Annotated in this window: 17 protein-coding genes; 4 read left to right on the forward strand and 13 right to left on the reverse strand. The window is 63.8% G+C overall.

The window, feature by feature from the left end:
* Positions 1-31: 31 nt before the first annotated feature.
* Genes ACE03M_RS18955 through ACE03M_RS18980 form a run of 6 tightly spaced genes read right to left on the reverse strand, consistent with a single transcriptional unit; the run spans position 32 to position 6471 of the window.
* Complete coding sequence (locus ACE03M_RS18955) at positions 32-847, reverse strand: HpcH/HpaI aldolase family protein (RefSeq protein WP_143922204.1); 816 nt, start codon at positions 845-847, stop codon at positions 32-34.
* Positions 832-1617: a fumarylacetoacetate hydrolase family protein gene (locus ACE03M_RS18960; RefSeq protein ID WP_143922205.1), complete on the reverse strand. Its 786-nt coding sequence runs from the start codon at positions 1615-1617 to the stop codon at positions 832-834. The genes ACE03M_RS18955 and ACE03M_RS18960 overlap by 16 nt, the downstream gene beginning before the upstream one ends.
* Positions 1618-1629: 12 nt before the next feature.
* Positions 1630-2742, reverse strand: coding sequence for a 3,4-dihydroxyphenylacetate 2,3-dioxygenase (gene hpaD / locus ACE03M_RS18965; RefSeq protein WP_143922206.1), 1113 nt, complete (start codon positions 2740-2742; stop codon positions 1630-1632).
* Positions 2743-2753: 11 nt separating this feature from the next.
* Positions 2754-4259: a 5-carboxymethyl-2-hydroxymuconate semialdehyde dehydrogenase gene (gene hpaE, locus ACE03M_RS18970; RefSeq protein WP_485935542.1), complete on the reverse strand. Its 1506-nt coding sequence runs from the start codon at positions 4257-4259 to the stop codon at positions 2754-2756.
* Positions 4256-4993, reverse strand: a complete 738-nt coding sequence (locus ACE03M_RS18975; protein ID WP_485935544.1) for a GntR family transcriptional regulator — start codon at positions 4991-4993, stop codon at positions 4256-4258. The genes hpaE and ACE03M_RS18975 overlap by 4 nt, the downstream gene beginning before the upstream one ends.
* Positions 4990-6471 carry a fumarylacetoacetate hydrolase family protein gene (locus ACE03M_RS18980; protein WP_485935546.1) on the reverse strand — a complete coding sequence of 494 codons (1482 nt, stop codon included), beginning with the start codon at positions 6469-6471 and terminating at the stop codon, positions 4990-4992. Before ACE03M_RS18980 ends, ACE03M_RS18975 begins: the two co-directional genes overlap by 4 nt.
* Positions 6472-6643: 172 nt before the next feature.
* Between ACE03M_RS18980 and ACE03M_RS18985 the strand changes: the two genes are divergently transcribed.
* Complete coding sequence (locus ACE03M_RS18985; protein WP_485935548.1) at positions 6644-7987, forward strand: MFS transporter; 1344 nt, start codon at positions 6644-6646, stop codon at positions 7985-7987.
* A 76-nt stretch (positions 7988-8063) separates the two neighbouring features.
* Entirely contained in the window at positions 8064-9965 is a 1902-nt protein-coding gene (locus ACE03M_RS18990) for an FAD-binding monooxygenase (RefSeq protein ID WP_485935550.1), read from the forward strand.
* Positions 9966-10035: 70 nt separating this feature from the next.
* Here the strand turns inward: ACE03M_RS18990 and ACE03M_RS18995 are convergent, their stop codons facing one another.
* The 4 genes from ACE03M_RS18995 to ACE03M_RS19010 form a co-directional block, all read right to left on the reverse strand.
* Positions 10036-10554: a hypothetical protein gene (locus ACE03M_RS18995; RefSeq protein ID WP_485935552.1), complete on the reverse strand. Its 519-nt coding sequence runs from the start codon at positions 10552-10554 to the stop codon at positions 10036-10038.
* Positions 10555-10616: 62 nt separating this feature from the next.
* Positions 10617-12296, reverse strand: coding sequence for an HNH endonuclease (locus tag ACE03M_RS19000; protein ID WP_485935554.1), 1680 nt, complete (start codon positions 12294-12296; stop codon positions 10617-10619).
* 53 nt (positions 12297-12349) lie between these two features.
* Positions 12350-12961, reverse strand: a complete 612-nt coding sequence (udk, locus tag ACE03M_RS19005; RefSeq protein WP_235352503.1) for a uridine kinase — start codon at positions 12959-12961, stop codon at positions 12350-12352.
* Between the two features lie 94 nt (positions 12962-13055).
* The gene (locus ACE03M_RS19010; RefSeq protein ID WP_485935556.1) at positions 13056-14594 is read right to left on the reverse strand and encodes a GntR family transcriptional regulator; all 1539 of its coding nucleotides are present in this window, start codon (positions 14592-14594) and stop codon (positions 13056-13058) included.
* Positions 14595-14779: 185 nt separating this feature from the next.
* Here ACE03M_RS19010 and ACE03M_RS19015 point away from each other — a divergent pair, with 185 nt between their 5' ends.
* Positions 14780-18214 (forward strand): bifunctional proline dehydrogenase/L-glutamate gamma-semialdehyde dehydrogenase, encoded by a 3435-nt coding sequence (locus ACE03M_RS19015; protein WP_485935558.1) that lies wholly within the window; start codon positions 14780-14782, stop codon positions 18212-18214.
* A gap of 36 nt (positions 18215-18250) precedes the next feature.
* On the opposite strand, the gene ACE03M_RS19020 is transcribed toward ACE03M_RS19015, so the two are convergent.
* Positions 18251-19432, reverse strand: coding sequence for an FAD-binding domain (locus tag ACE03M_RS19020; protein WP_485935560.1), 1182 nt, complete (start codon positions 19430-19432; stop codon positions 18251-18253).
* A gap of 188 nt (positions 19433-19620) precedes the next feature.
* Between ACE03M_RS19020 and ACE03M_RS19025 the strand changes: the two genes are divergently transcribed.
* Positions 19621-22245: an ExeM/NucH family extracellular endonuclease gene (locus ACE03M_RS19025; RefSeq protein WP_485935562.1), complete on the forward strand. Its 2625-nt coding sequence runs from the start codon at positions 19621-19623 to the stop codon at positions 22243-22245.
* 20 nt (positions 22246-22265) lie between these two features.
* On the opposite strand, the gene ACE03M_RS19030 is transcribed toward ACE03M_RS19025, so the two are convergent.
* Together ACE03M_RS19030 and ACE03M_RS19035 are read right to left on the reverse strand one after the other, a co-directional pair.
* A complete protein-coding gene (locus ACE03M_RS19030; RefSeq protein WP_143922215.1) occupies positions 22266-23432 on the reverse strand; it encodes a PrpF domain-containing protein in 1167 nt (388 codons plus the stop codon).
* Positions 23433-23458: 26 nt separating this feature from the next.
* Entirely contained in the window at positions 23459-24718 is a 1260-nt protein-coding gene (locus ACE03M_RS19035) for an MFS transporter (RefSeq protein WP_143922216.1), read from the reverse strand.
* Between the last annotated feature and the right edge of the window lie 41 nt (positions 24719-24759).

Below are 24759 nucleotides of genomic sequence, written 5' to 3' on the forward strand. Positions count from 1 at the left end.
ACACACGTCCTTCGGGCCACCGCCACCCGGCTCAGCTCGACTGCTGCTGTTCAGCCGTTGGGTCGCGCACCCAGGTCTCGGCCCAGGCGCGAGCGCCGTTCATCATCAGTCCGACGTCGGCCCCGACGAGGACGAATGAAGCACCGGCGTCGAGGTATTTCCGTGCCTGTTCGGGATCGAAGGCGTTGACGCCGACGAGTTTGCCGGCCGCCTTGACCGCGTCGAAGGTCCGCAGCACCGCATCGGTGACATCGGGATGCGTCTGCTGCCCGAGCAGACCCATCGAAGCAGCAAGGTCAGAGGGCCCGACGAACACTGCATCGATTCCATCGACTGCAGCGATCTCCGCAGCGTTGTCCACCGCCGTTGCCGATTCGATCTGCACGGTCAGGGACACGAGTTCTTCGGCCCGCGCGAGGTAGTTCGGCACCGCGTTCCAGCGGGAGGCCCGCGCCAGTGCCGATCCCACCCCACGCACACCACGAGGTGGGTAGTACACGGAACGCACGGCCGCCTCGGCGTCGGCAGGGGTATCGATCATCGGCACGAGCAGGTTCTGCGCACCGAGGTCGAGGTACTGCTTGATGAGGACCTGGTCGTTCACGGGCACCCGCACGACGGGTGTCGCGGGGTATCCGTTCATGGCGCGCAGCAGAGCGGTCGTGGTTTCCAGGCCGATCGGCGAATGCTCGGCGTCGATGAGCACCCACTGCATCCCTGAGGCCGCGGCGATCTCTGCAGCTGCGGGCGAGCCGGAGCAGACCCACATTCCGGCCAGATACTCTCCTTCACCCAGCTCGGTCACGCGCTGGGTGAAGGTCTGCGGCAGCTCTACTCGAAACGACATGTGATGACTCCCAGATCTCCGTAGTCGGCGTGGACGGTGTCGCCCGGGCTGACCCACATAGGACGGGTGAAGGACCCAGCCAGGACTGTCTCGCCGGCCTGGAGGACATCGCCGTGTTCGGCTAGTTTGTTCGCTAGCCACACGATGCCGCGGGCCGGGTGGTCGAGGACGGCGGCTGCGAGGCCGGAGTCCTCAACCGACTCATTGCGGTACAGCAGCGCACCGACCCGGCGCAGATCAACCGCGTCGACAGCCACCGGATTGCCACCGAGGACCATGGCCCCCAACGCAGCATTGTCGGAGATCGTGTCGACGATGGTGCGGCCCTCCATCTCGATCCGCGAGGACAGCACCTCAAGCGCCGGAACCACGTATTCGGTAGCGCGCAGCACATCGAGGAGACTGATGTCTGGTCCGCGCAGCTCGTCCTTCAGCACGAAGGCGAGTTCGACCTCGACACGCACGCCCGAATACTGCGAGTGGTCGATGACCGAACCTGTGTCATAGACCTGGTCGGCGAAGATCGCACCGTAGTCGGGTTCGCTGATCCCCGTCGCCTGCTGCATCGGCTTCGAGGTCAGTCCGATCTTGTGACCGATCAGTCTGCGCCCGGATGCTTCACCGCGGCGACGCCATTCGTTCTGCACGGCGTAGGAGTCCTCGACGGTCATGTCGGGGTATTTGGTCGTGAGCAGACCGATCTTCGTCCGGTCCTTCTCCGCTTGCGCCAGATCGTCGGCGATTGCCGCGATCGTTGATTCATCGAGCATGTGCACGTCTCCTCAGAGCTGGTGGCCCAATTTGAACTCGTCTTCTCCGTCGTCAGCACCCGAATGCTCACCGAAGTTCGTCGTCGCGTCCTCACGGCGAGTGTATGAGAATCCGTCGGCGCCGATCGTGACGTCCATTTCGGAGTCGTCGGTGCGCTGAGTCAGCGACACCGGGTTGCCCTCGAGGTCGAGGACCGTGGAGGCGTCGGTGTACCAGGAGGGCACGACCGGGTTGCCCCACCAGTCACGACGCTGGTTGTCGTGGACGTCCCAAGTCACTCGGGGGTTGTCGGGGTCGCCGGTGTAGTAGTCCTGCGTGTAGATCTCGATCCGGTGACCGTCAGGGTCGCGCAGATAGAGGTAGAAGGCGTTCGAGACGCCGTGGCGGCCCGGTCCGCGCTCGATTGCGTCGGACAGCCGCAGCGCACCGAGCTTGTCGCAGATGGCGAGGATGTTGTGCTTCTCGTGCGTGGCGAACGCAACATGGTGCATGCGCGGTCCGTCACCGCCGGTCATCGCGGTGTCGTGCACGGTGGGCTTGCGCCGCATCCACGCAGCGAAGACAGTGCCCTCGGAGTCCTGAATGTCCTCGGTGACGCGGAATCCCAGGTTCTCCATGTAGTCCACAGCCTTCGGCACGTCCGGAGTCACCTGGTTGAAGTGGTCGATACGCACGAGTGCACCCGGAGAGTAGAGGTCGTAGCGCCAGGCCAGACGTTCGACGTGGTCGACCTCGTAGAAGAACTCGTAGGGGAACCCGAGGGGATCCTGGACGCGCACCGAATCACCGATGCCGGCGACGAATCCCTCCTTCTTCCGCACAACCGGGCAGCCGAGTTCGCGGTAGTACGCCTCGGCGGCGTCGACGTCTTCGGGGCTGCGCACGCGGTAGGAGAATGCGGCCACCGCGGCAACCGGGCCCTGGCGGAGGATCAGGTTGTGGTGGATGAACTCTTCCATGGACCGCAGGTAGACGGTGTTCTCGTCTTCCTCGGTGACCTGCAGATCGAGCACATCGACATAGAAGTCGCGCGACTTCTTCAGATCGGTGACGACGAGCTCCATGTAGGCGCACCGCAGAATGTCCGGGGCCGGAACTGTTGGGACTGGGATTGTTTGGGACATGTGGTTTCCTCTCACTGCTTCCCGAAGACTGGATTGTGGACCTCGCCGAGGTTGATGTGCACGGACTGCTGCTCCGTGTAGAAGTCAATCGACCGGTAGCCGCCCTCGTGGCCGAGGCCCGAAGCCTTGACGCCGCCGAAGGGGGTGCGAAGGTCGCGGACGTTGTTCGAGTTCAGCCACACCATTCCGGATTCGACGGCCTGCGAGAAGTTGTGCGCCCGCTTGAGGTCGGAGGTCCAGATGTAGGCGGCCAGACCGTACTTGGTGATGTTGGCCAGCTGCAGCGCCTCCTCATCGGATTTGAAGGGTGTGATCGCTACTACGGGTCCGAAGATCTCCTCCTGGAAGATCCGAGCGTCCGGGTTGACATCGGCGAACACGGTCGGCTCGACGAAGTTGCCGGTGTCGAACCCTTCGGGGCGGCCGCCGCCGGCGACGAGGCGAGCTTCCTGCTTGCCGATTTCGACGTAGGACATGACCTTGTCGTAGTGCTCGGGGTGGACCAGTGCGGCCACCTCGGTGCTGGGATCCGACGGCAGGCCCACCTTCACACGCTTGGCCTGGGCTGCGTAGCGCTCGACGAACTCGTCATAGACGGACTCTTCGACGAGGATGCGCGAACCGGCGGTGCAGCGTTCGCCGTTGAGAGAGAAGACGCCGAAGACAGTGGCGTTGATCGCCGCGTCGAGGTCGGCATCGGCGAAGACGACGGCTGGTGACTTTCCGCCGAGCTCCATCGACAGGCCCTTGAGCCAGGGAGCGGCGTTGGCGAAGATCGTCTGCCCGGTAGTCGACTCACCGGTGAAGGAGATGAGCGGGACGTCGGGGTGCTTGACGAGGGAGTCTCCGGCGAAGCCCTCTTCGCCGAAGCCGTTGACCATATTGAACACGCCCTTGGGCAGTCCGGCTTCTTCGAAGATGCCCGGCCACAGCGAGGCCGACAGCGGGGTGAATTCCGCAGGCTTGAGCACGACGGCGTTGCCGGTCGCGATGGCTGGAGCCAACTTCCAGGATTCGAGCATGAACGGCGTGTTCCACGGGGTGATGAGCCCGGCGACGCCGATGGGTTTGCGGTTGACGTAGTTGGCCTGGCGTCCAGGAACTTTGAAGGCGTCATCGACTTGAGCGACGATGAGATCGGCGAAGAAGCGGAAGTTCTCCGCGGCGCGGTTGGCCTGGCCCTTGGCCTGGGTGATCGGCAGACCGGAGTCGAAGGACTCCATCTCGGCGAGTTCCTGGCTGCGGGTCTCTGCGATATCGGCGATCTTGTTGAGCACGCGGGCACGCTCACGTGGGAGCATCGAGGGCCACGGGCCCTCGTCGAAGGCCTGCTTCGCCGAGGCGACGGCTGCGTCGATGTCGGCCTTCTTGCCTGATGCGGCCTTGATGTAGGGCTCGTTGGTCACCGGATTGATGACGTCGAATTCCTCGCCGTCGATCGAATCGACGAACTCGCCGTTGATGTAGTGACGGATCTTCTCCGGCAGGTTCGCGGGAGTTGCAGTGGACTCGGTCATGACTTGTCCTCTTCTCTGTCGATGATTCCTGTGCTTGCAGGGGTATCGGGGGCTTTGGCTTGGGCTTCCTGGTAGCTGGCGAGGGTCGTTGAACGGTGATTCCTCACGACTCGCTCGATCTCCTCCGCCGAGGCGCGGGCCCGGATGAGTGCGACGATCCTGGCATGCTCGTCGACCGAACCCCGTGCCCGTTCGGGCACGAAGGAGAAGGTCGAGTTCCGCAGGTGCGCCAGACGGTCCCATTCGACGGCGACCAGGGTGTGCAGCCGTTCGTTCGGGCACCGTCGAAACAGTGCCGCATGGAATTCGTGGTTGAGGCGGGTGAACTCGGTGGGATCGAAGTCGGCGAGCAGGTCACGCATGCGCTCATTGATCGCATCCGCCTCGGCGAGATCGTGCTCGTCCAGGAATTCAAGAGCCTGCGCGGTCGCGGCTCCCTCGAGGATCGCCACGGCCTCCATCGACTGAGCGTACGAGCTCTGGTCGACCATGGCGACCCGGGCTCCGACATTGCGTTCGAACGTCACGAGCCCATCGGCCTCGAGGCGACGGATGGCCTCCCTGACCGGAACGACGGAGGTATCGAGCTCGAGAGCGATCTGAGCCAGCACCAGTTTGTGCCCGGGTTCGAAGATCTGGTCCGCGATGCACTTTCGGATCCAGCGGTAGGCCGTCTCCGCTTTGCTCAGTGAGCTCGGCTCCGCCGTTACGTCGACGGCGTCAGCGGTTGTCATCGTGAGGCTTTCCAGGCTTCGAACTTCTCTTTCCATTCGCCCTTGGGTGGGAACAGCGACTCGATCGGGTTGCCGGCGGCCACCTGCTCGGCCACCCATCCGTCTTCGATCTCCTTCGTCAGCGCCGCATCGACGACTTCCTCAACGAGATCGCGTGGGATGACGATGACTCCGTCGTCGTCTCCGACGATCACGTCGCCGGGAAGCACTGTGGCGTTTCCGCAGGCCACGGCCACGTCGGATTCCCACGGGACGTGCTTGCGGCCGAGTACGGCGGGGTTCTTCGACGTTGAGAACACGGGGAGGATCCCGGCCACCTCGGCGGAGTCACGGACTCCCCCGTCGGTGATGACGCCTGTCGCGCCCTGAGCCTTGGCCCGCAGCGCGAGCACGTCGCCGAGGGTTCCCGAGCCGGACTCGCCGCGTGCTTCGATGACGATGACCTCGCCGGACTGCAGAGAGTCGAAGGCCCGCTTCTGGGCGTTGTATCCGCCGCCGTGTGATTTGAACAGGTCCTCGCGGTTGGGTACGAAGCGCAGCGTCTTCGCGGTGCCCACGACCTTGTCGCCAGGCACGAGCGGGGAGACGCCTTCGATGATGACGTTGTTGAGTCCGCGTGCACGCAGCTGCGCGGAGAGACCAGCGGTCGGAGCCTCGATGAGCTTGGCGCGCAGGTCCTCACTCAGCGGACCGGTGGACGTTTCCTCCGGTGCCAGACCGGCCTCCTCGCGTGATCCCCAGGCGTCGGCCTGCAGTGCTTCGGTCACGGTAGGGGTGCTGCCGAGGTTCGGGTCGAATGTGCCCGGTCCTTCGACGACATTTGTGATGAGGCGACCCGAGCTGAGTTCTGCTCCGGTGCTCGCCGAGGTGGTCGTGACTTCGACCTCGACCGTGTCCCCGGGTGCTACAACAGTTGATCCTGCGGGAGTTCCGGTGAGGATGACGTCACCGGACTCCAGGGTCAAGTGCTGGCTGAGATCGGCGATGATCTGGGTCAGGGGGAAGATCAGCTGTGCGGCACTCGTGCCGTCGTCCTGCTTGACCTCGCCGTTGACCCAGGTGCGGATGCGCAGCGACTGGGGGTCAACCTCTACGGCGGGGATGATGTTGGGACCCAGCGGCGTGTAGCCGTCGCGGCTCTTCGACCGCAGATTCGAGCCCTTGTCGGGAGATTTGATGTCGTAGAGGCCGAAGTCGTTGGACGCGGTCACTCCTTCAACGAAGGTCCAGGCCTCATCGGGGCTGACGGATCGGGCCGCAGTGCCGATGATGACCGCGATCTCGCCTTCGAAGGCAAGCAGCGATGTTCCGGCGGGACGCTCGATCGCCTCACCCGATGCGGCCAGGGAACTGGTGGCCTTGAGGAAGTAGGACGGTTGGGACGGCCGTTTTCCGCGCTGGGCGGAGCGTGACTCGTACGCCACGTGGACGGCAATGATCTTGCCCGGTCGGACTGGGACACCAGCTGGAGTCGACATCGATCTCGCACCTCATTTCGATTGGCTTTCACCCAGATCGTATATGATACGGTTCCGGAGGACAAGTAGTCCGCGTCACATGATTGAGGTCACGTCAGCCTTCAGATAGCTGCGATCTCCTACTCATGGGACAGCGGCACCAACGCAGGAGTCTCAATGCGACACAGGAGTCATGGTGAGTAAAAAGCACACCCAAGGTCGGGTGGCATTCGCGACCGTCGTCGGTACCAGCATCGAGTGGTACGACTACTTCCTCTATGCGGCTGCCTCTGGGCTGATCTTCAACCAGCTGTTCTTCGGCCCGCTGGGTTCGACGCTGTCGACCATGGTCGCCTTCGCCACCGTCGGCATCAGCTTCCTGTTCCGACCTCTGGGTGCCTTCCTGGCCGGACACTACGGCGACAAGCTGGGGCGACGGGTCGTTCTCATCATCACACTCATCGCCATGGGTGCCGCCACCGCTCTGATCGGCTTCCTGCCGACCTATGATTCGATCGGAATCGCAGCACCCATCCTCCTCATCGTCCTGCGCATCGTCCAGGGCGTCTCAGCCGGCGGCGAGTGGGGCGGAGCGGTTCTTCTGGCCGTCGAGCACGCGGAGCCCGAGCATCGCGGGCTGCGCGGATCCTTCCCGCAGATCGGCGTCTCCATCGGACTCATCCTCTCCTCGGGCGTGCTCGCGCTCATGACCACGATCGCACCCGGAGAGGCCTTCCTCGAGTGGGGCTGGCGGGTGCCGTTCTTCCTCTCGATCCTGCTCGTCGCCGTGGGCTACTGGATCCGCCGCGGGGTCGAAGAGTCCCCGGTCTTCCACGAGATCGCCGAGCGCAAGGAGCAGGTGACCAACCCTCTGGGTAAACTGTTCAAAAGCCACTGGCTGCTCGTCATCCTGGCCTCGCTGCTCTTCGTCGGCAATAATGCCGCCGGCTACATGACCACCGGCGGCTACATCCAGAACTACGCCACGGACCCAACCGGACCGGTCGGGCTCGATCGCGGTCCCGTACTCTGGGCGGTCTCTGCCTCGGCGGTGTCATGGCTGATCTTCACGATCATCGCCGGCTCCGTCTCGGACAAGATCGGTCGCAGGAACACCTATCTGCTGGGCTGGATGCTGCTGCTGATCGGCATCTTCTCACTCTTCCCACTGGTCAACACCGGCAGCATCTGGATGCTCTTCCTGGGGCTGATCATCCTCACCGTCGGGCTCGGATTCACCTACGGGCAGCAACCGGCGATGTATGCCGAGATCTTCCCCTCCAGCGTGCGATTCTCCGGTGTCTCGGTCTCCTATGCGATCGGGTCGATCCTGGGCGGAGCCTTTGCTCCCACGATCGCAAAAGCACTGGTGGCGTCCACCGGCACAACCACCTCGGTGGCCATCTACCTGGCCATCATCACGCTCATATCTCTGGCCGCAACCTTGGCCCTGCGTGACCGTTCGCGCATCCCGCTGGGCCCCGACCACGAGGAGGAGCAGTCAGTGAGCCCGATCATAGGCATTGGCTCAAGATGACCTGAGTAACACAAGATCGTATATGAACTGCTAATATTGGAAAGTCACGAAGACGTGTGATGAACCGGAGGTTGACATGCATTTTCACCAGCACGGCTATGTGTCCGCAGACCCGCGGATCGAAGCTGCAGCAGGTTACGGAATCGATCGTCCACAGGACCTGCCCGATGAGGTCGATGTCCTCATCGTCGGCAGCGGCCCGGCGGGCATGGTCGCGGCGGCACAGCTGTCTCAGTATCCCGAGGTCAACACCCGGATGATCGAGAAGCGGGACTCACGACTGGTCATCGGTCAGGCCGATGGCATCCAGGCCCGATCGGTCGAGACCTTCCAGGCGTTCGGATTCGCCGAGGAGATCATCCGCGAGGGCTATCACATCATCGACATGTCCTTCTGGAACCCGGACCCGGAGAACCCCGAGCACATCATCCGCACGGGACGGCCGAAGGACGATGAGACCGGAATCAGCGAGTTCCCCCACCTCATCGTCAACCAGGCTCGCGTCCTCGACTACTTCGCTCAGTTCGCCAAGCAGTCCCCTGGACGCGTCGAGCCCGACTACGGCATCGAGTTCGTCGATCTGGCGGTCGACGGTGACACCGATTCCGATCACCCGGTGACGGTGACCGTTCGCTATTCCGCGGGAGCGCGCGCAGGCGAAGAGCGCACGATCCGCGCTGGTTATGTCGTCGGCTGCGACGGAGCCCGCTCGGGCGTACGCAGGTCGATCGGTCGCACGATGACCGGCGACCAGGCCAATCATGCCTGGGGCGTCATGGACGTGCTGGCCAACTCCGATTTCCCCGATATCCGAAATAAGTGCGCCATCTCCTCCAAACATGGCAACATCCTTCACATCCCCCGCGAGGGCGGGCACCTGTTCCGCATGTACGTCGACCTCGGCGAGGTCCCAGAGGACGATGCACGCAAAGTGCGGCAGACGAGCGTCGACGAGATCATCGATCGTGCGAACGCCATCATCAAGCCCTACAGCATCGACGTGAAGAACGTCGCCTGGCACAGTGTCTATGAGGTCGGGCACCGGCTCACCGATGCCTTCGACGACACCGACGACACGACTCCCGGATCACCGTGTCCACGCGTGTTCATCACCGGCGACGCCTGCCACACACACTCGGCGAAGGCCGGTCAGGGCATGAACGTGTCGATGCAGGACGGGTTCAACATCTCGTGGAAGCTCGGCCAAGTGCTGTCCGGACGATCCTCACAGGAGCTGCTGCGGACCTATTCCGCCGAGCGTCAGGTCACGGCGAAGAACCTCATCGACTTCGACAAGGAATGGTCGACGCTGATGGCCACTCCGCAGGAGGAGCTGCCGGACGAGACCTATCTGCAGGACTTCTATGTCAAGACCGCTGAGTTCCCGGCCGGGTTCATGACCGAATACACCGAGTCGATGATCACCGCGTCCACCGCGCACCAGGAGCTGGCCACCGGCTTCCCCGTCGGCAAGAGGTTCAAGTCTGCTCGGGTCCAGCGCAGCTGCGACGCCAACTACGTCCACCTCGGGCACAGGGCACGGGCCGACGGCCGCTGGCGCGTCTATGTCTTCGCCGATGCGCCGGCACCGGGTAACAGCGCTTCGTCCGAGGTCACCCGGTTGGCCGACTGGCTCAGTGCCGACCCTGCCTCGCCGCTGATCAAGTACCGTCGTGCAGGTGAGGACCTCGACAGCCTCCTCGAGCTCAGCGTCATCTACCAGCAGGGACACACCGAGTTCTCCTTCCCCGATGTGCCGACGGTCTTCCGTCCGCATGTGGGCGAGTTCGACCTTGAGTATGTGGAAAAGATCTACGCGACGCTGGCCGATGAGGACATCTTCGACGTGCGCGGCATCAGCCGTGACGGCGCCGTGGTCGTGGTCCGTCCCGATCAGTACGTCTCGGGCATCTTCCCGTTGGATGCCCATGACGAGATCGCCGGCTTCTTCGACGGAGTCTTCGTCTCCGAACAGTGATGTGTCGGATCCAGTGACGCCGGCGTCTCTGCGGTGTGGGCATACCTCATCTGAAGAGGCGTCGGCGTTGTCACGGCTGTCGCCTCGGACGAGATCTTCCAGCAGACGATCCGGCACTGCCCGCTGCACCAAGCGCCAAAGCTCCCACCAAGCATATGAAGAACCCGAAGTCAGGGAGTGCGACTTCCATGCCTCCTGTCGGCATTCCATCAGCAGTCTGACCGTCCCACAACAGAGACGGCGGGTTGAGAGCGGCGAAGACGAGAACGATGATGAGGAGTGCGGCGATGACCATCGCTGCACCGGACCACCAGCGCGAGATTCCGAAGACCAGAGGCAGAATCGAGAAGACGACCACCAACAGCCAGGCCGCGAAGAATCCGGGAACAGCAGTCTCCTGATCAAACGGTGTCTCCCCCAGCGACGTGATCCTGATCCTCGGCCCGTCATCGTTTCCGCTGTCGAGGACGGGCACGAAGATCGTGGCCACCCACGCAACGACAGTTGCCAGAGGCAGGAGAGTCGCAATCCGGTGGAGGCGCATTGTTCGGTCGGAGGGTCCGTGGGAGCTACCATCGTCAACATTCATACTCAGAATCCTGCGGCGGATCGTGGTGTCAGCCGTGTCGGATTTGTTGCAGTCTCAGCACGTCACCCGATGTCGAGCATCCCTGAACGCAGAGCCTCCTCAATTGTGCTTCCCGTCGAAGCCTCTGGCACACGCCGCCGTCCAGACGGCCGAGATCGACCAGGCCCAAGGGACCGGGGACGGTATCTCAGACTCCCTGCCGGCGGAAGACGCAGAGGGTCGACCACCTCGGCGATCTCGACCACCTCGGCGATTTCGCGCTCGATGCTCTCTCCTGCCGGCGCCGCTTCCACGAACTTCCTGGCCTCCGAGGCCGAGATCGGGAGGAACGGCAGCTCCACCTCGCGCCCGCCGACCTCGCCCGACTCCGACTCAGCCTCAGGCGGGTCTCTCTGCGGTTCGAGCAGCCCGGCGAGTTGCAGCCGCCAATCGTCCGCGGCGTTCGCATCCGGTGGTGCTGTACCGGGTCGTGGGCATCTCATTCGTCTGACGAACGGAGGTGTTGCCGCTTCGTAGTCGAGGCCGCTCGGTGTGGTGACCTTCAGACCCTGAGCCGTGGCCTCGTGCTTCCACCCCGGGTGTTCCTTGGCATAGTTGCAGGCTGCGCACAGTCCCGAGCCGTTCTCCCACGAGGTCGCTCCCCCGGATGCATATCTCTCGGCGTGATCGGCGTGCTTGATCCTGGCATCGCACCACGGCGTCCGGCACACGTCATCGCGGTAGACGACCATCTGCCTGAGCAATCCGGTGAAGGACCTCGAGCGTGATTCCATGCCCACCAGCTGGCCATCGGTGACCTGAGTGAACATGCGCCGGATGAAGACCTCCGCCTCATTGGCGGCGATGAAGCTTCGGGCCGTCTTGGCAGGCAGGGGGCCGAATCCGGGCAGCCACGCGGGAACCATGCCGTCGGAGAACAGGGATTCCGCCTCGATGACCAGGTGGACTTCGGTGGGAACTGCCTCGGCGCCTGCCTGACCGGTGAGCCGCTCGACGAAGGTGTCGGCCATGAGCTGATTGTGCCTGCGCCCCATTGCCGTCCCGGCCGCCAGGGCTGAATCTGTCGCCTCTCGCAGTCCTTCATAGACCGCGACTGCCTGTTGGACGGGCAGAATCGCAGAGACACGTCCCATCCCGTCGTCGAGCGGGGTCATCGTCACCCGCCGATTGGCTGTTGCCCTCTTCACCCGTTCGGCAGCGGCTTCGTCGTCCATCTCTTCTGCCAGGGCTCGCGCTTCGGTCCGCAGACTCCGCAGACCCGATGGCCCCATACTCGATTTCATTCGAGTGTCGACCTTGCGTCGGTCGGCGGAAGCCAGGCATGCGGTCTCGTCGACCATGATGCGTGCCTTGTCCTCGGAGATCTCACCTGCGGACAGTGCCTTGAATGTGTTTGGCAATTCGCCGACTATTGCCCGCGAAGCGGAGAGGAACTTGCGGCCGCTGCCGGGGGAGACTCTCTTCGCCAAGGCGATCTCCGTCGCGGCGTGCATACCGCAGTCGCGGTCCGGGACCTGGTTGAGCGCATCTCGACGCCGACGCAGCACCTCGAAGGCCACGGCTTCGGACGACTGCACGGAAGCAATCGTCGCTTTGAGGGACTCAAGTGCGCCGATCCGAGCGAGCGCTGCGGACTCGCTCACCGCAGACGAGGCGCCACGCAGCATGGAAGCGAAGCGGTCGATCTCGGCGATGAGATCATGATACGCCGGTGGAGTCTCCGGAACGATGGTCGCGTCCATGTCATTACACTACGAGTCGCTACTGACACGAGATCTCTCGACCGATCGGGATACTAGCCGACGTCCCTCTGAATTCGATTGAGCACCATGTCCATGGCCACGATGTTGTGCCCGCCATCAGGGATGATGATATCCGCGTTGCGCTTCGAGGGCTCGACGTAGAGTTCATGCATCGGCTTCACGGTTCCCAGATACTGGTCCTCGACCGACTGCAGGGTTCGGCCTCGTTCGACGACATCGCGCTTGATCCGTCGCAGCAGGCGAACATCGGCGTCCGTGTCAACGAAGAGCTTGATGTCCAGCAGTTCGCAGATCCGGGGTTCTGCGAAGATGAGGATCCCCTCGACGATGATCACCGGCGATGGTTCGACCAATGTCGTGCGATCGCTGCGATTGTGGATCGAGAAGTCATAGACCGGACTCTCCACCGACTGCGAAGACCGCAGAGCGCGCAGGTGTTCGACGAAGAGGTCGTTGTCGAAGGCGTCGAGGTCGTCGTAGTTGACCTTCTCCCGTTCTTCGTACGTCAGTTCGTCTCGCCGCCGATAGTAGTTGTCGTGAAACAGCACCGAGGGCGGTCCCGCGCACTTGTCCAGCAGCGCCTGGGTCAAGGTCGTCTTTCCGCTGCCGGTGCCGCCGGCCACGCCTACAATTAAGGTCTCCACGGTTCAACTATCCCTTTCGGCTGTGCGGACTCAAGCACTGACTTTCCCCAAATTTATACCAGTCACCCTCGCCGAGGTTGTCCGGCGGGGCCGTTCAACGCCGCCGGGTGAGCTGTGCCCAGAGGTCCTGGTCGAACCTGCGGCGAGCAAAAAGTCCGGCCATGTGCCTGACCGCGTTGTCGACCTTGCCCCGCCAGGCACTCACAGCGGTGTCGGCATCCCCCAGCGACAGCGCCTTGAAGATGGCACGGTCATCGATGAGGATGCGATCGCTGGCCGGTGAGTAGTCGAGCTGCAGGACAGAGATGAACAGACGCAGACGCAGCGTCAGGGCTTCGAAGGCGCGAGTGCTCTGCCGCAGTCCGGAGGCTCGGGCCAGTTCCTGCTGGAAGTGGAGGTCGGCGTCCTCGACGTCGATGCCGCTCTTCGTCGCCGCCGACGCCTCCACCTGCCGCAGCGCCAGCTGCACCGGTACGAAGTAGCGCTTCGGCCGAAGCGCCAGAGACCGCAGCAGAACCTCCCCCACCGCCATACGCCCGGCATAGAGGTCGAGAACGTCGAGGGTGGTGATCAGAGGAATTCTCGAGCCACCACGTGATCCGTCAAGCAGCTTGTCATCGACCATGCGCCGGAGCGCTGCATCCACCGAGGATCGGGGCACCTGCATACGGCGTGACAGGAGGCGCGGGTTGATTCTGTCTCCGGGTTCATAACCGGAGTCGATGATCTCCTCACGCAGCGCGATCGCCAGATGCTCGGTGATGGATCGCGTCTCCTTCGGCAGCCACGAAGAGATCTCCATTGAGTCAGAAATAATGGAACTTCTTCGGGCATCTGCTTGACTCGACTGCCGCCACATCACGCCTTCGAAACCATGCCGCACGCGAACGGCGAGCATATCGAGCAGAGACCCGGGAATATCGCGGCAGGCCGCGAGGGCAGATTTCGCGTCATCGAGAAACTCTGCGAACTCACGGTGGACCGCGATATTCGCACTCTCGGCCAGTTCACTCCCGCTTGAGGCGCTCGTCTCGCCGAAGGGATCGAAGACGACGAAGCGCTCGCGGTCGCCCCCTGCCTGAAGCAGCTCGAGCATCGCCGCCGCATCGGTCTGGCGATGCTCACTGTCGAATCGCTGCGGCCAATGTTGGACACCTGCCGAACGCAGACCGGCCACGATGCCGGCGATGCGGCGCTGAACCCGCCGCGCCGAGACCGCGCTCGCACCTCCACCTCGTGGATCGGCAACGCGAATGCCGATGATGAACAGGGGGAATCCTCCGGCGACGACAGTGATCTCATCGCCGCCTCGCACCTGATCCCTCGGCTCTGTCATCCCCCTCATCGCGCGGGATACGATGCTCTGGCTCAGGCCGGTGGCATCGGCCAGCGCCCGGGTCGAATAGTCCTTCCCCGAGATCCTCGCCCCTGCGGTGCTCACCAGAGCTTCCACCACCTGATCGGCCGTGCTCTGGATCTGCGGACGGCCGCTTCGGGGACGATCCTCGAGATCGGATCTCACCATCCACCGACGCAGACTCGACGGTGAGACGCCCAGCTCAGCTGCCACCTCGGCGATGGAGGACGAGGCTGTCCTGGCAACGGCGTCACGACGCATTTCTGAGGAGTACATCACGCCATTCTATTACTTCTGACTCAACCATGTCTGCGATTGGTCACGAGCCCTTCACCCCGTATTCTCTCCGGCGCATACTGTTCTCAACGATCCCGTCAACGGTCAACGGCGACGCGGGAACTGCTGGTACAGACCCCAGCCAGACTCATCCAGAGTTCGTCCAACAGAAAAGGAACGAGCAGTTGTTGCACACAGACTCCGATCTCGATCAGCTCACCAGTCGCTCAATCGACACCGTCCGCAAATGGCTGCGGGTGGCAACGAGCAAGACCACGGCGAAGAACCCTGCTGCCGAACGCCTCTCCGCAGTGCTCTCCGACCCCAACGGCCTCGACTTCACCGTCGGATTCGTCGATCGGGTCGTGCGCACCGACGATGTGCACGCCGCCGCCGATGCCCTGGCCGAGGTCGGCAAGCTCGCACCCGAGACGATGTCTGCCCTTGACCGCGCCCAGATCAAGACCGGTGCCGCACTGGCTCGGGTACTGCCGCAGGTCGTCGTTCCGGCAGCCCGCACACGCCTGCGTCAGATGGTCGGGCACATGGTCGTCGATGCCCGCGACAAGCAGTTCGGCAAGGCTGTGGCCGCACTGACCGCAGACGGTCACCGGCTCAACATCAACCTCCTCGGCGAGGCTGTCCTCGGTGATGGCGAAGCCGATCACCACCTCGAGGAGACCCACCGACTCCTGGCCCGTGAAGACGTCGACTACGTCTCCGTCAAGGTCTCCTCTGTCGCTTCTCAGATCTCCATGTGGGCCTTCGACGAGACCGTCGACTACGTGGTCGAACGCCTGCGACCGCTCTACCAGCAGGCGGCGAAGGCACCGACCGGATCCAAGTTCGTCAACCTGGACATGGAGGAGTACCGGGATCTCGAACTCACGATCGCGGTCTTCACCCGCCTGCTCGCCGAACCCGAGTTCAAGAACCTCGAGGCCGGAATCGTCATCCAGGGCTACCAGCCCGATGCGCTGGGTGCCGTGCAGCGCCTGAGCGAATTCGCCAATGAACGAGTCGCCGACGGCGGGGTCGGAATCAAGGTTCGCCTCGTCAAGGGCGCGAACTTGGCGATGGAGACCGTCCATGCGGAGATCGCCGGCTGGCCAGCGACGACATGCGACTCGAAGCAGTCCACCGACGCGAACTACAAGCGCGTCCTCCATTGGCTCTTCACTCCCGAGCGGATGAAGGGGCTGCGCATCGGCGTGGCCGGTCACAACCTCTTCGACATCGCCTTCGCCCACCATCTGTCGCTCGATCGCGAGGTTACCGACCGCGTGGAATTCGAGATGCTGCAGGGCATGGCCTCGGAACAGGCCGCAGCGGTCACCGAGGACGTCGGAGACCTCCTGCTCTACGTCCCTGCTGTGCATCCGAAGGAATTCGACGTCGCAATCTCCTACCTCGTGCGCAGGCTCGAGGAGAACTCTTCTCACGAGAACTTCATGTCGGGCATCTTCGACCTGGCCAACGGAAACGAGGTCTTCGTCCGGGAGGCCGACCGCTTCCAGGACTCCGTCAAACAGCTCGAGGAGATACTCGCTGCCGATGGCGAGACTGCGCCCAGGCCGAACCGGAACCAGGATCGCTCGACCGAACGCGACGTTTCCGGGGCTGTCCCGACTGAGTTCTTCAATGAACCGGATACCGATCCCTCGCTGCCGGCGAACCAGAAGTGGGCCAAGGAGATCATCGCCGAGGCGACCACCCCCGGATATCTCGACGACCGCCCGAAGACGCCGAAGGTCGACTCGGCCGCGAAGCTCGATGAGATGATCGCCGATGGCCGCGCGGCTGCCAAGGCCTGGCGTGCACTGGGTGCCGCCGGTCGTGGAGAGATACTCCACCGGGCCGCCGAAGTGGTCGCCGCCCGCCGTGGTGAGTTCATCGCCGTCGAGGCCGCCGAGGTCGGGAAGATGCCGTCCCAGTCCGATCCGGAGATCTCCGAAGCCATCGACTTCATCCGCTACTACGCGCTCAACGCCGCAGAGCTGGACAGCCTCGAAGGAGCGAACTTCGTTCCCGATGAGATGGTCGTCGTGACTCCGCCGTGGAACTTCCCCATCGCCATTCCCACCGGCGGCACCGTGGCCGCGTTGGCGGCCGGTTCGGCCGTCATCCACAAACCGTCGAAGCCCACACCGCACTGTTCGGCCCTCATCATCGACTGTCTGTGGGAAGCCGGCGTCCCGAAGGACGTGCTGCAGCTGTGCACACCGTCCGACCGGGATCTCAGCCGTCATCTCGTCGCCCACCCGGATGTCGACCGTGTCATCCTCACCGGTGCCTCCGAAACGGCAGCCCTGTTCAAGTCCTTCCGTCCTGACCTGCACGTCAATGCGGAGACCTCGGGCAAGAACGCACTGCTCATCACTCCGGCGGCTGACCGCGATCTGGCCGTGGCCGATCTCGTGTATTCCGCCTTCGGCCATGCCGGTCAGAAGTGCTCGGCCGCCTCGTTGGGCATCATGGTCGGCTCGACCTACGACTCCGAGCGCTACCGCAAGCAGCTCATCGATGCAGCTTCCTCGATGGTCGTCGACTGGCCGGCGAACATGTCGGCGACGATGGGACCGCTGACCGAGGATCCCTCCGACAAGCTCGAACGAGCCCTGACCTCCCTCGAACCGGGTGAGTCCTGGCTGCTCGAGCCCAAGCAGCTCGATGACACGGGTCGGCTGTGGAGCCCGGGAATCAAGGACGGGGTCAAGCCTGGATCCTTCTTCCACCTCACCGAGGTGTTCGGTCCGGTGCTCGGTCTCATGCACGCCCGCGACCTCGACGAAGCCATCGAGTTCCAGAATGATGTGGACTTCGGCCTCACCGGCGGCATCCACTCCCTCGACCCCGAGGAGGTGCGCACCTGGCTCGACCACGTGCAGGTCGGCAACGCCTACGTCAACCGCGGCATCACCGGCGCAATCGTGCGGCGCCAGTCCTTCGGCGGCTGGAAGCAGTCCTCCGTCGGTCTGGGTTCGAAGGCCGGTGGCCCGAACTACCTCATGCTCTTCGGCCACTACTCCGACGATCCCTCCACTCTGCCGGGCGCCACTGACGCAACCCAGAACCTCGAGTTGGCCAAGGCTGACGATGAGCGTTGGCTGGCACGCGAATTCGGAGCGGCGAAGGATCACACGGGCCTGCAGTCAGAGGCCAACATCTTCCGCTACCGGCCCCGTCCTGTCACACTGCGAGTGACCTCGACGTCGTCGCTGTTCGATCTGGAGAGGTCATTGCACGCAGCGAAGTGCGTCGGGTCGACCGTGCAGCTGTCCGTCGCCGAGGAGGTGGCCTCCGAGGTGAAGATCGCCGCTACGAACGCGGGTGTCGCAGCCCGGACCGAGTCCGCAGCGACGTTCGCGAACATGGTCGGCGAAGGACGCTACGACGACTCCGTCGGTGCCCGCATCCGCGTGCTCGGACCACAGGAACCTGAGCTGCTGGCTGCCACAGCACCACGCCCGGAGGTTGCGGTCATCGACGAGCCTGTGACCTCCTCGGCGCGGGTGGAGATGCGGTACTACGTGCAGGAGCAGGCAGTGTCGATGACCCTGCACCGCTTCGGCAATCCCAGCCGTGACTTCCACGAGCTGGCGGCCGAGCTCAAGGCCTGAGCCACTCGGGTACTGGAGCTGGTCGGGCGCCTGGGTTCAGGTGCCCGGCCAGGCGGGGAGCTCGATCGGATCCCGCAGGCTGCGCCCCATGGCGAGATTCGCAACGGGCGGCAGTCCCATGAGCCTCATCAGTGTGTTTCGCAGCATGAGGCGTAGGCGATTCGGCGGGGCGAACGCCGTGCCGAGGCCCTTGGCCGCGTCCTGTTTGCTGCGCAGCATCGGCATCAGCCGACGTTCATAAGCATCGAAGGCTCGGCGATGGTCCTCAGGTGTGGCAGCCAGTTCGGCCGCCAGAACATAGGCCTCGACCATCGCCAACGCCGATCCCTGACCGGCGAGCAATGACGGGCTCGCCGCCGCATCACCGATCAGTGCGACCCTGCCACTGGTCCACGAGGGCATCCGGATCTGGTTCGCCCGGTCAAGGTAGAGTGTCCGTGCTCGCGGCAGCTCGTCGAGGATCGTTGGGATCTCCCACCCTGCATCGGCCAGGCTCGTGCGCAGCAGCTCCTGCTGGGCCCCGACGTCATCGGTGGGGACAGGACCATGGTGGCCGAAGGTGAGCATGAACATCGTCAGGTCCTCGCGCAGCGCGACACGGATGGCTTGGAACCCGACTTCGGCATGCATGAGCGCGACGTGTTCATCGCGTGGGCGGTAGCCGACGACATCGAACGCGGCGACGGCGATCCCAAGATCGCGCTCGTACAGGGACTCGTGTCCGAAGGCCAGCTCACGGACGCGAGAGTGCAGCCCGTCGGCACCGACGACGAGGTCGAATTCGCGTGGGGCGCCATGGTCGAACTCGACGCTGATGCTCTGTTCCCCATCGGTGAGTCGGGCGACGGTATCACCGAAGATCGTCTCGACTCCGTCGTCGAGGCTGTCGTATATCGCGGCTGCGAGGTCTGCTCGAAGGATGCTGACATATCGGCCGCCTGCTCCCGCGACGAGGCGTTGGGGATCAAGCGAGGCGATCCGGTGTCCGTCTCCTGCGACGTCGCGGGCCTCCTTGAGCTCATATCCCTCTCGGCGCAGCCTGGGGACGAGGCCCATCCGCTCCGCCACGTCGAATCCGGTGCCCCAGAAGTCGATCAGGTATCCACCGCTGCGCAGACCATGTGAGCGCTCGAGGAGAGTGGGCTCATGCCCCGCTCGCTGCAGCCAATGTGCCAGCGTGGAGCCAGCGATTCCGGCACCGACGATCAGCACACGCATCTTCTGCCTCCCTGCAGATCGATGGTTTGCCATCAGTTTAGATCTTTCAGCGTCAGTGCCAATGAGACATAGTACAGTCAGTTCACAACGTATTCACAAGGTCGTCACCGATGACGCCTCGTCAACGGATAGTGTGCATGCGTCTGCGCCGTCATCTACTCCGGTGCACAAAACTCCGAAAGGCTCCCATGACAGTCTCCAAGACGGCCTCATCGTGCGCGGCGCTCTGCCTCGTCGCGGCGATCGGCCTCACCTTTCCGGCGATGCCGGCAACCGCCGCCGAGGATCCGCACATCAGCGAGATCGGGTACACGCTCGACACCGACTTCATTGAGATCGCAGCCGAGCCGGGCACCGACGTCTCCGGATGGACTTTCGGGTCCGTGACTCGCGGCGGAAGCGTTCAGGCGGAGGAGAATCTCGCCACCGTTCCCGCTGGCACCACCGTCGGCGACAGCGGAGCACTGGCGGTCGAGGTGTCGATCACGAACTCCGTAAACTCCGGGACCGCCGCCGACGGCAGCTATGGCTCCTCGGCCTTCGCCATCGATGATGACGGCGTGCTCGTGGACTTCGATCAGGTCGGCAGCGTCGTCGACGGCAAGGGAGTCACGGGCAAGGCGAATACGAACACCCCCGAGGCTGTTGTCGGCAAGGATGCCGAACCCACGGGTGCCACCGCCTCGGGCGGACAGTCGATCCAACTCATCGACGGCATCTGGAACTCTGCGGCCCCAACCCCCGACGCGCTTCCCGGCGACGATGGGGGCGGCGATGATCCGGCCCCTGAGGACGTCACGCCCATCGCCGACATTCAGGGCACCGGAGATGAGAGTCCCCTGGCAGGCACAACCGTCAAGACTCAGGGAGTCGTCACCGCTTCATACCCCACCGGCGGGCTGAACGGCTACTACGTGCAGACGCCGGGAACCGGCGGAGCCGAGGACGAGACCCCCGGAGCCTCGGACGGTGTATTCGTCTACTCCCCCGACTCGGTTGACGATGTCAGCATGGGTGATCACCTCGAACTCACCGGCGCAGTCTCCGAACGCTACGGTCAGACCCAGATCTCCGTCAGCGGCAATGGAGTGACGGCCCTGGACGAACCTGCCGAGGCGGTCAAGCCCGTCGAAGACGCGTTCCCCACCGACGCTGCCGCACGTGAGGCACTCGAGGGAATGCTCCTGCAGCCCAGCGGTGAGATGACCGTGGCCGACAACTACAACACGAACACCTACGGCGAGGTCGTCTTGGCCACCGGAGAGGGCACGCTCCCTCAGCCCACCGACGTCGCCCGACCGAGCAGCGATGAGGCCAAGGCCCTCGAGGCCGAGAACCTCGAGCGTGAGGTCGTCCTCGACGACGGCGCGACCGTCAACTACCTGCAGAACGACAAAGACATTCCTCTGCCCTATGTCTCAAACGACGCCCCTGTGCGTGTCGGGGCGAGCGCCACGATGACCTCTCCTGTGGTGCTGGGCTTCGACCATGGGAAGTGGCGCTTTCAGCCCACGACGCGTCTGACCGGGGACAACGCCGAAGCGATTCAGCCGGCGAGCTTCTCGGACACTCGCACAGAGGCTCCGGAAGATGTCGGCGGACAGGTCAGCATGGCCAGCTTCAACGTCCTCAACTACTTCACAACGACTGGCGATCAGCTCTCCGGCTGTGACTACTATTCTGATCGCGAAGGCAACCCGATCACGGTTCGCGGCGGCTGCGATGCTCGCGGTGCTGCCAACGCGCAGAGCCTCAAGCGGCAGGAGTCGAAGATCGTCTCGGCCATCAACAAGCTCGACACCTCGGTGGTCTCTCTCATGGAGATCGAGAACTCGGCCGCGTTCGACAAGAACCGCGATGACGCTCTCGAGACGCTGGTCGAACGCCTCAACGAGGCAGCCGGCACCGACAAGTGGGACTTCGTTCCCTCCCCCGAGGCCGTACCCGCAGATGAGGACGTCATCCGCACGGCCCTGATCTATCAGCCCGCCGAGGTGGTCCCGCAGAAGGATTCGACGATCCTTGACGATGAGGCCGCGTTCTCGAACGCGCGCAAACCCCTCGCGCAGGCATTCGCGCCGAAGGACGAGTCAGGCGAGACAGACACGGACAAGACCTTCGTGACGATCTCGAACCATTTCAAGTCCAAGGGTTCGGGCTCGGGTCCGGGCAATGAGGACAGCGGCGACGGCCAGGGTGCCTCGAATGCTGACCGGGTGAAGCAGGCGACGTCGCTCGTGGACTTCGCCGGTCAGCAGCAGGAGGCAGCGGACTCCGACTACGTCTACCTGCTCGGCGACTTCAACGCCTACACGCAGGAAGACCCGATGCAGGTCTTCTACGAAGCCGGGTTCAAGGATGTCGCGTCCGAGATGACGGATAAGTCGACCTACGTGTTCAAGTCCCGTACCGGCAGCCTCGACCATGTGCTGGCACTGGACGCTTCGGGCTCTGACGCCGGCGACCAGGCTACGGCCGACCAAGCGGCTGCTCCCGGCGCACAGGCGGATCTGCCCTCGAGTGCCTTCGATGCGATCACCGGTGCCGATGTCTGGAACATCAACTCCGTCGAGGCCCTTGCACTCGAATACAGCCGCTTCAACTACAACATCAGCGATTTCTACGCCCCGGATCCGTTCCGTGCCTCGGACCACGATCCTGTGGTCGTCGGGCTCTTCGGGCCCGACGATGAGGACGGCGATGAGGACGGCGATGAGGACGGCAGTTCGAACGGCAACCACAACGCCGGGAAGAACGGCACTGCCAAAGGCAACCACAATGCCGGCAAGAACGGCATAGACAAGGGTTTCTGAGCGCCCAGGCCCTCACGGATTCAGACCGTGACGGCGACCTTCCCGACCATGAGTACCCGTGCGGTGCGGAACAGGGAGGTCGCAGTCACGGTCTTCTGCTTGTCATCCCAGACGGCGGAGGCGGTGACAACACCCGAAGGTGTGCCGAGGCGGACCTCGGGGCCGAGCACCGAACGCTCAGAACGGGCGATGATGGAGCCGACGATGGTGCCGGGGATCTGCGCGGCCGCGGCCAGACACATTGCTCCGGTACCCGGTACAGCCTTGTGGGTCTGACCCATCGAGATCATGCGGACGACGACATCGGAATCTCTCGCATCCAAGGTGGTGCCGTCGAGAAGGGTCGTCGGCTTCTGTGAGGTCACGACCGCGACCTTGGGTACGACCTGCGGAGCTGTCTCCGGAGTCTCGCACAAGCCCATTCGCACAGCCGCTTTGCGTCTCAGTTCCTCGATCATCAACCTCGTGGGAGCATTGGCGTCGATGGACTCCGGAGTCTCATCACCGTTGAGGTCGATCGCGTTCGCCGGCACGATGACGACGGGCAGCGCCGCATCGACCATGGAGACGTCGAACATGCGTCCGTCGACGTCGATCGATTCGATGGGCACACCGGTGGGAAGCAGGCCTGAGGTACGGGAGCCGGCAGGATCCGGGTAGATGAGTTCGATCGGTGCTCCGGTGCCGCTGACGCCGGTGAGTTCGAAGTCTCCTGCGACGGCGGCTTGGCCGTCGACCACGCTGAGGCTGACATCGACGAGCTTGCCGGTGTTGGTGTTGAACAGGCGGAAGACGTGCCACCCATCATCTGCCGAGATGATCTCGGCCAGCAGGGCGAAGGGCACGACACCCGAGGACAGGTTTCCGCAGTTGCCGGAATAGTCCACGACCGCCTCGGCGACATCGACCTGGCCGAAGGTGTAGTCGAGGTCGACACCTGACCGCGTCGACGTGGACACCACCATCACCTTCGACAATGACGATATTCCACCACCCATGCCATCAAGCTGACGGCCGAAGGCGTCCGGGGAGCCGAGCGCGGAACAGAAGATCGCATCCCACGCCGAGGTGTCACCGGCGGCTCCCTGGGCTGGCACCGTGTCCAGCTCGGGCAGGGCATCGGCACGGAAGTAGAGTCCCTTGCTCGTGCCTCCGCGGACGAACGCGGCATCGATCCAGTCGGTCATAGACCTAAGATTACGACACCTGCGAATCACCGTCCGGCTGCATCAACAGCCTTCGGAACGATGACCATCGCGGCGAAACCGAGAACGGCGACGACGGCGAAGAGATAGAAGCCCCACGGATAGGCAATGCCTGCCGTGACGAGGGTGCCGGTGATGAACGGTCCGACGATGGCGCCGATGCGGCCGACGGCCGAGGCCATGCCCAGCGCCGTTCCGCGTGCGGTGGGTGGGTAGATCGCTGAGACGAAGGCATAGACGAGGACCTGGGCGGAGAAGACGAAGACACCGGTGATGAAGACGGCGATGTTGAGCAGGATCTGGCTCGTCATCGGGATGCTCAATGCCGCGAGGAACACGGCTGCCAGGAGGAACCACATGAGCACGATCGGTTTGGTGCCGTGCTTATCCGCCAGCCAGCCGGCGATCACGAGTCCGACGACGGCGCCGAGGTTGAGCACGAAGAGCATAACGAGGGAGTCGGAGACCTCGTAGCCCGCATCGGCCATGATCTTCGGCAGCCAGGTGTTGAGTCCGTAGACGAGCAGCAGACCCATGAAGCTGGCGGCCCAGACGCCGATCGTGACCAGTTTGAACCGGCCGACGAACAATCCGGCCATGCCCGTCTTCGGGGCCATGGCAGTGGATTGCGCAGGTGCCTGCTTCGCAGCCTGAGCCTCGACGAACTCCTGAGATTCCGGCAGCTTCCACCACAGCAGCGGGACGAGGACGAGCCCGGCGACGCCGCCGGCGATGAAGAGCAGGTGCCAGTTGTGCGAGTAGAAGACGGCGAGCAGCGAGATCGCGACGGCACCGGCGTGGTAGCCGGTCATCGTCAGGGTCGTCGCTTTGCCGGTCTTGCCCGATTTGTTGTGCTCGCTGATGTAGGCGAGGCAGCCGGGCATCACGGCACCCAGGGCAAGTCCGGCGATGAACCGGAAGGTTGTGAACAGGGCGACGTTCGGGGAGAACGCGACGAGAATCGTGAAGATGGAGAAGACGAGCACGCAGAAGATGATCGTGTAACGGCGTCCGAAGCGGTCGGCGATCGGTCCCACCGCCGCAGCACCGAGGCCCACACCCACCAAGCTCAAGGTCGCGACGAGGGTCGCAGCCTCGGCGGTGAAGCCGATGGCGTTGGTCGCCAGGAGTTCGGGGATCACGGCTCCCAGCACGACGAGGTCGAAGCCTTCGAGTGCGACGGCCAGCCAGCACAGAATCGCCGGCCAGCGAGTATCGCCGGCGCGGACGGTGTTGGCAGCGCCAGGGACTGCGGCAGGTGTGGACATCAGTGTCTCCGGTCGTTCAGCAGGTCAGTGTGGTTGGACGG

It is taken from the genome of Brevibacterium sp. AGC70, from assembly GCF_057334195.1.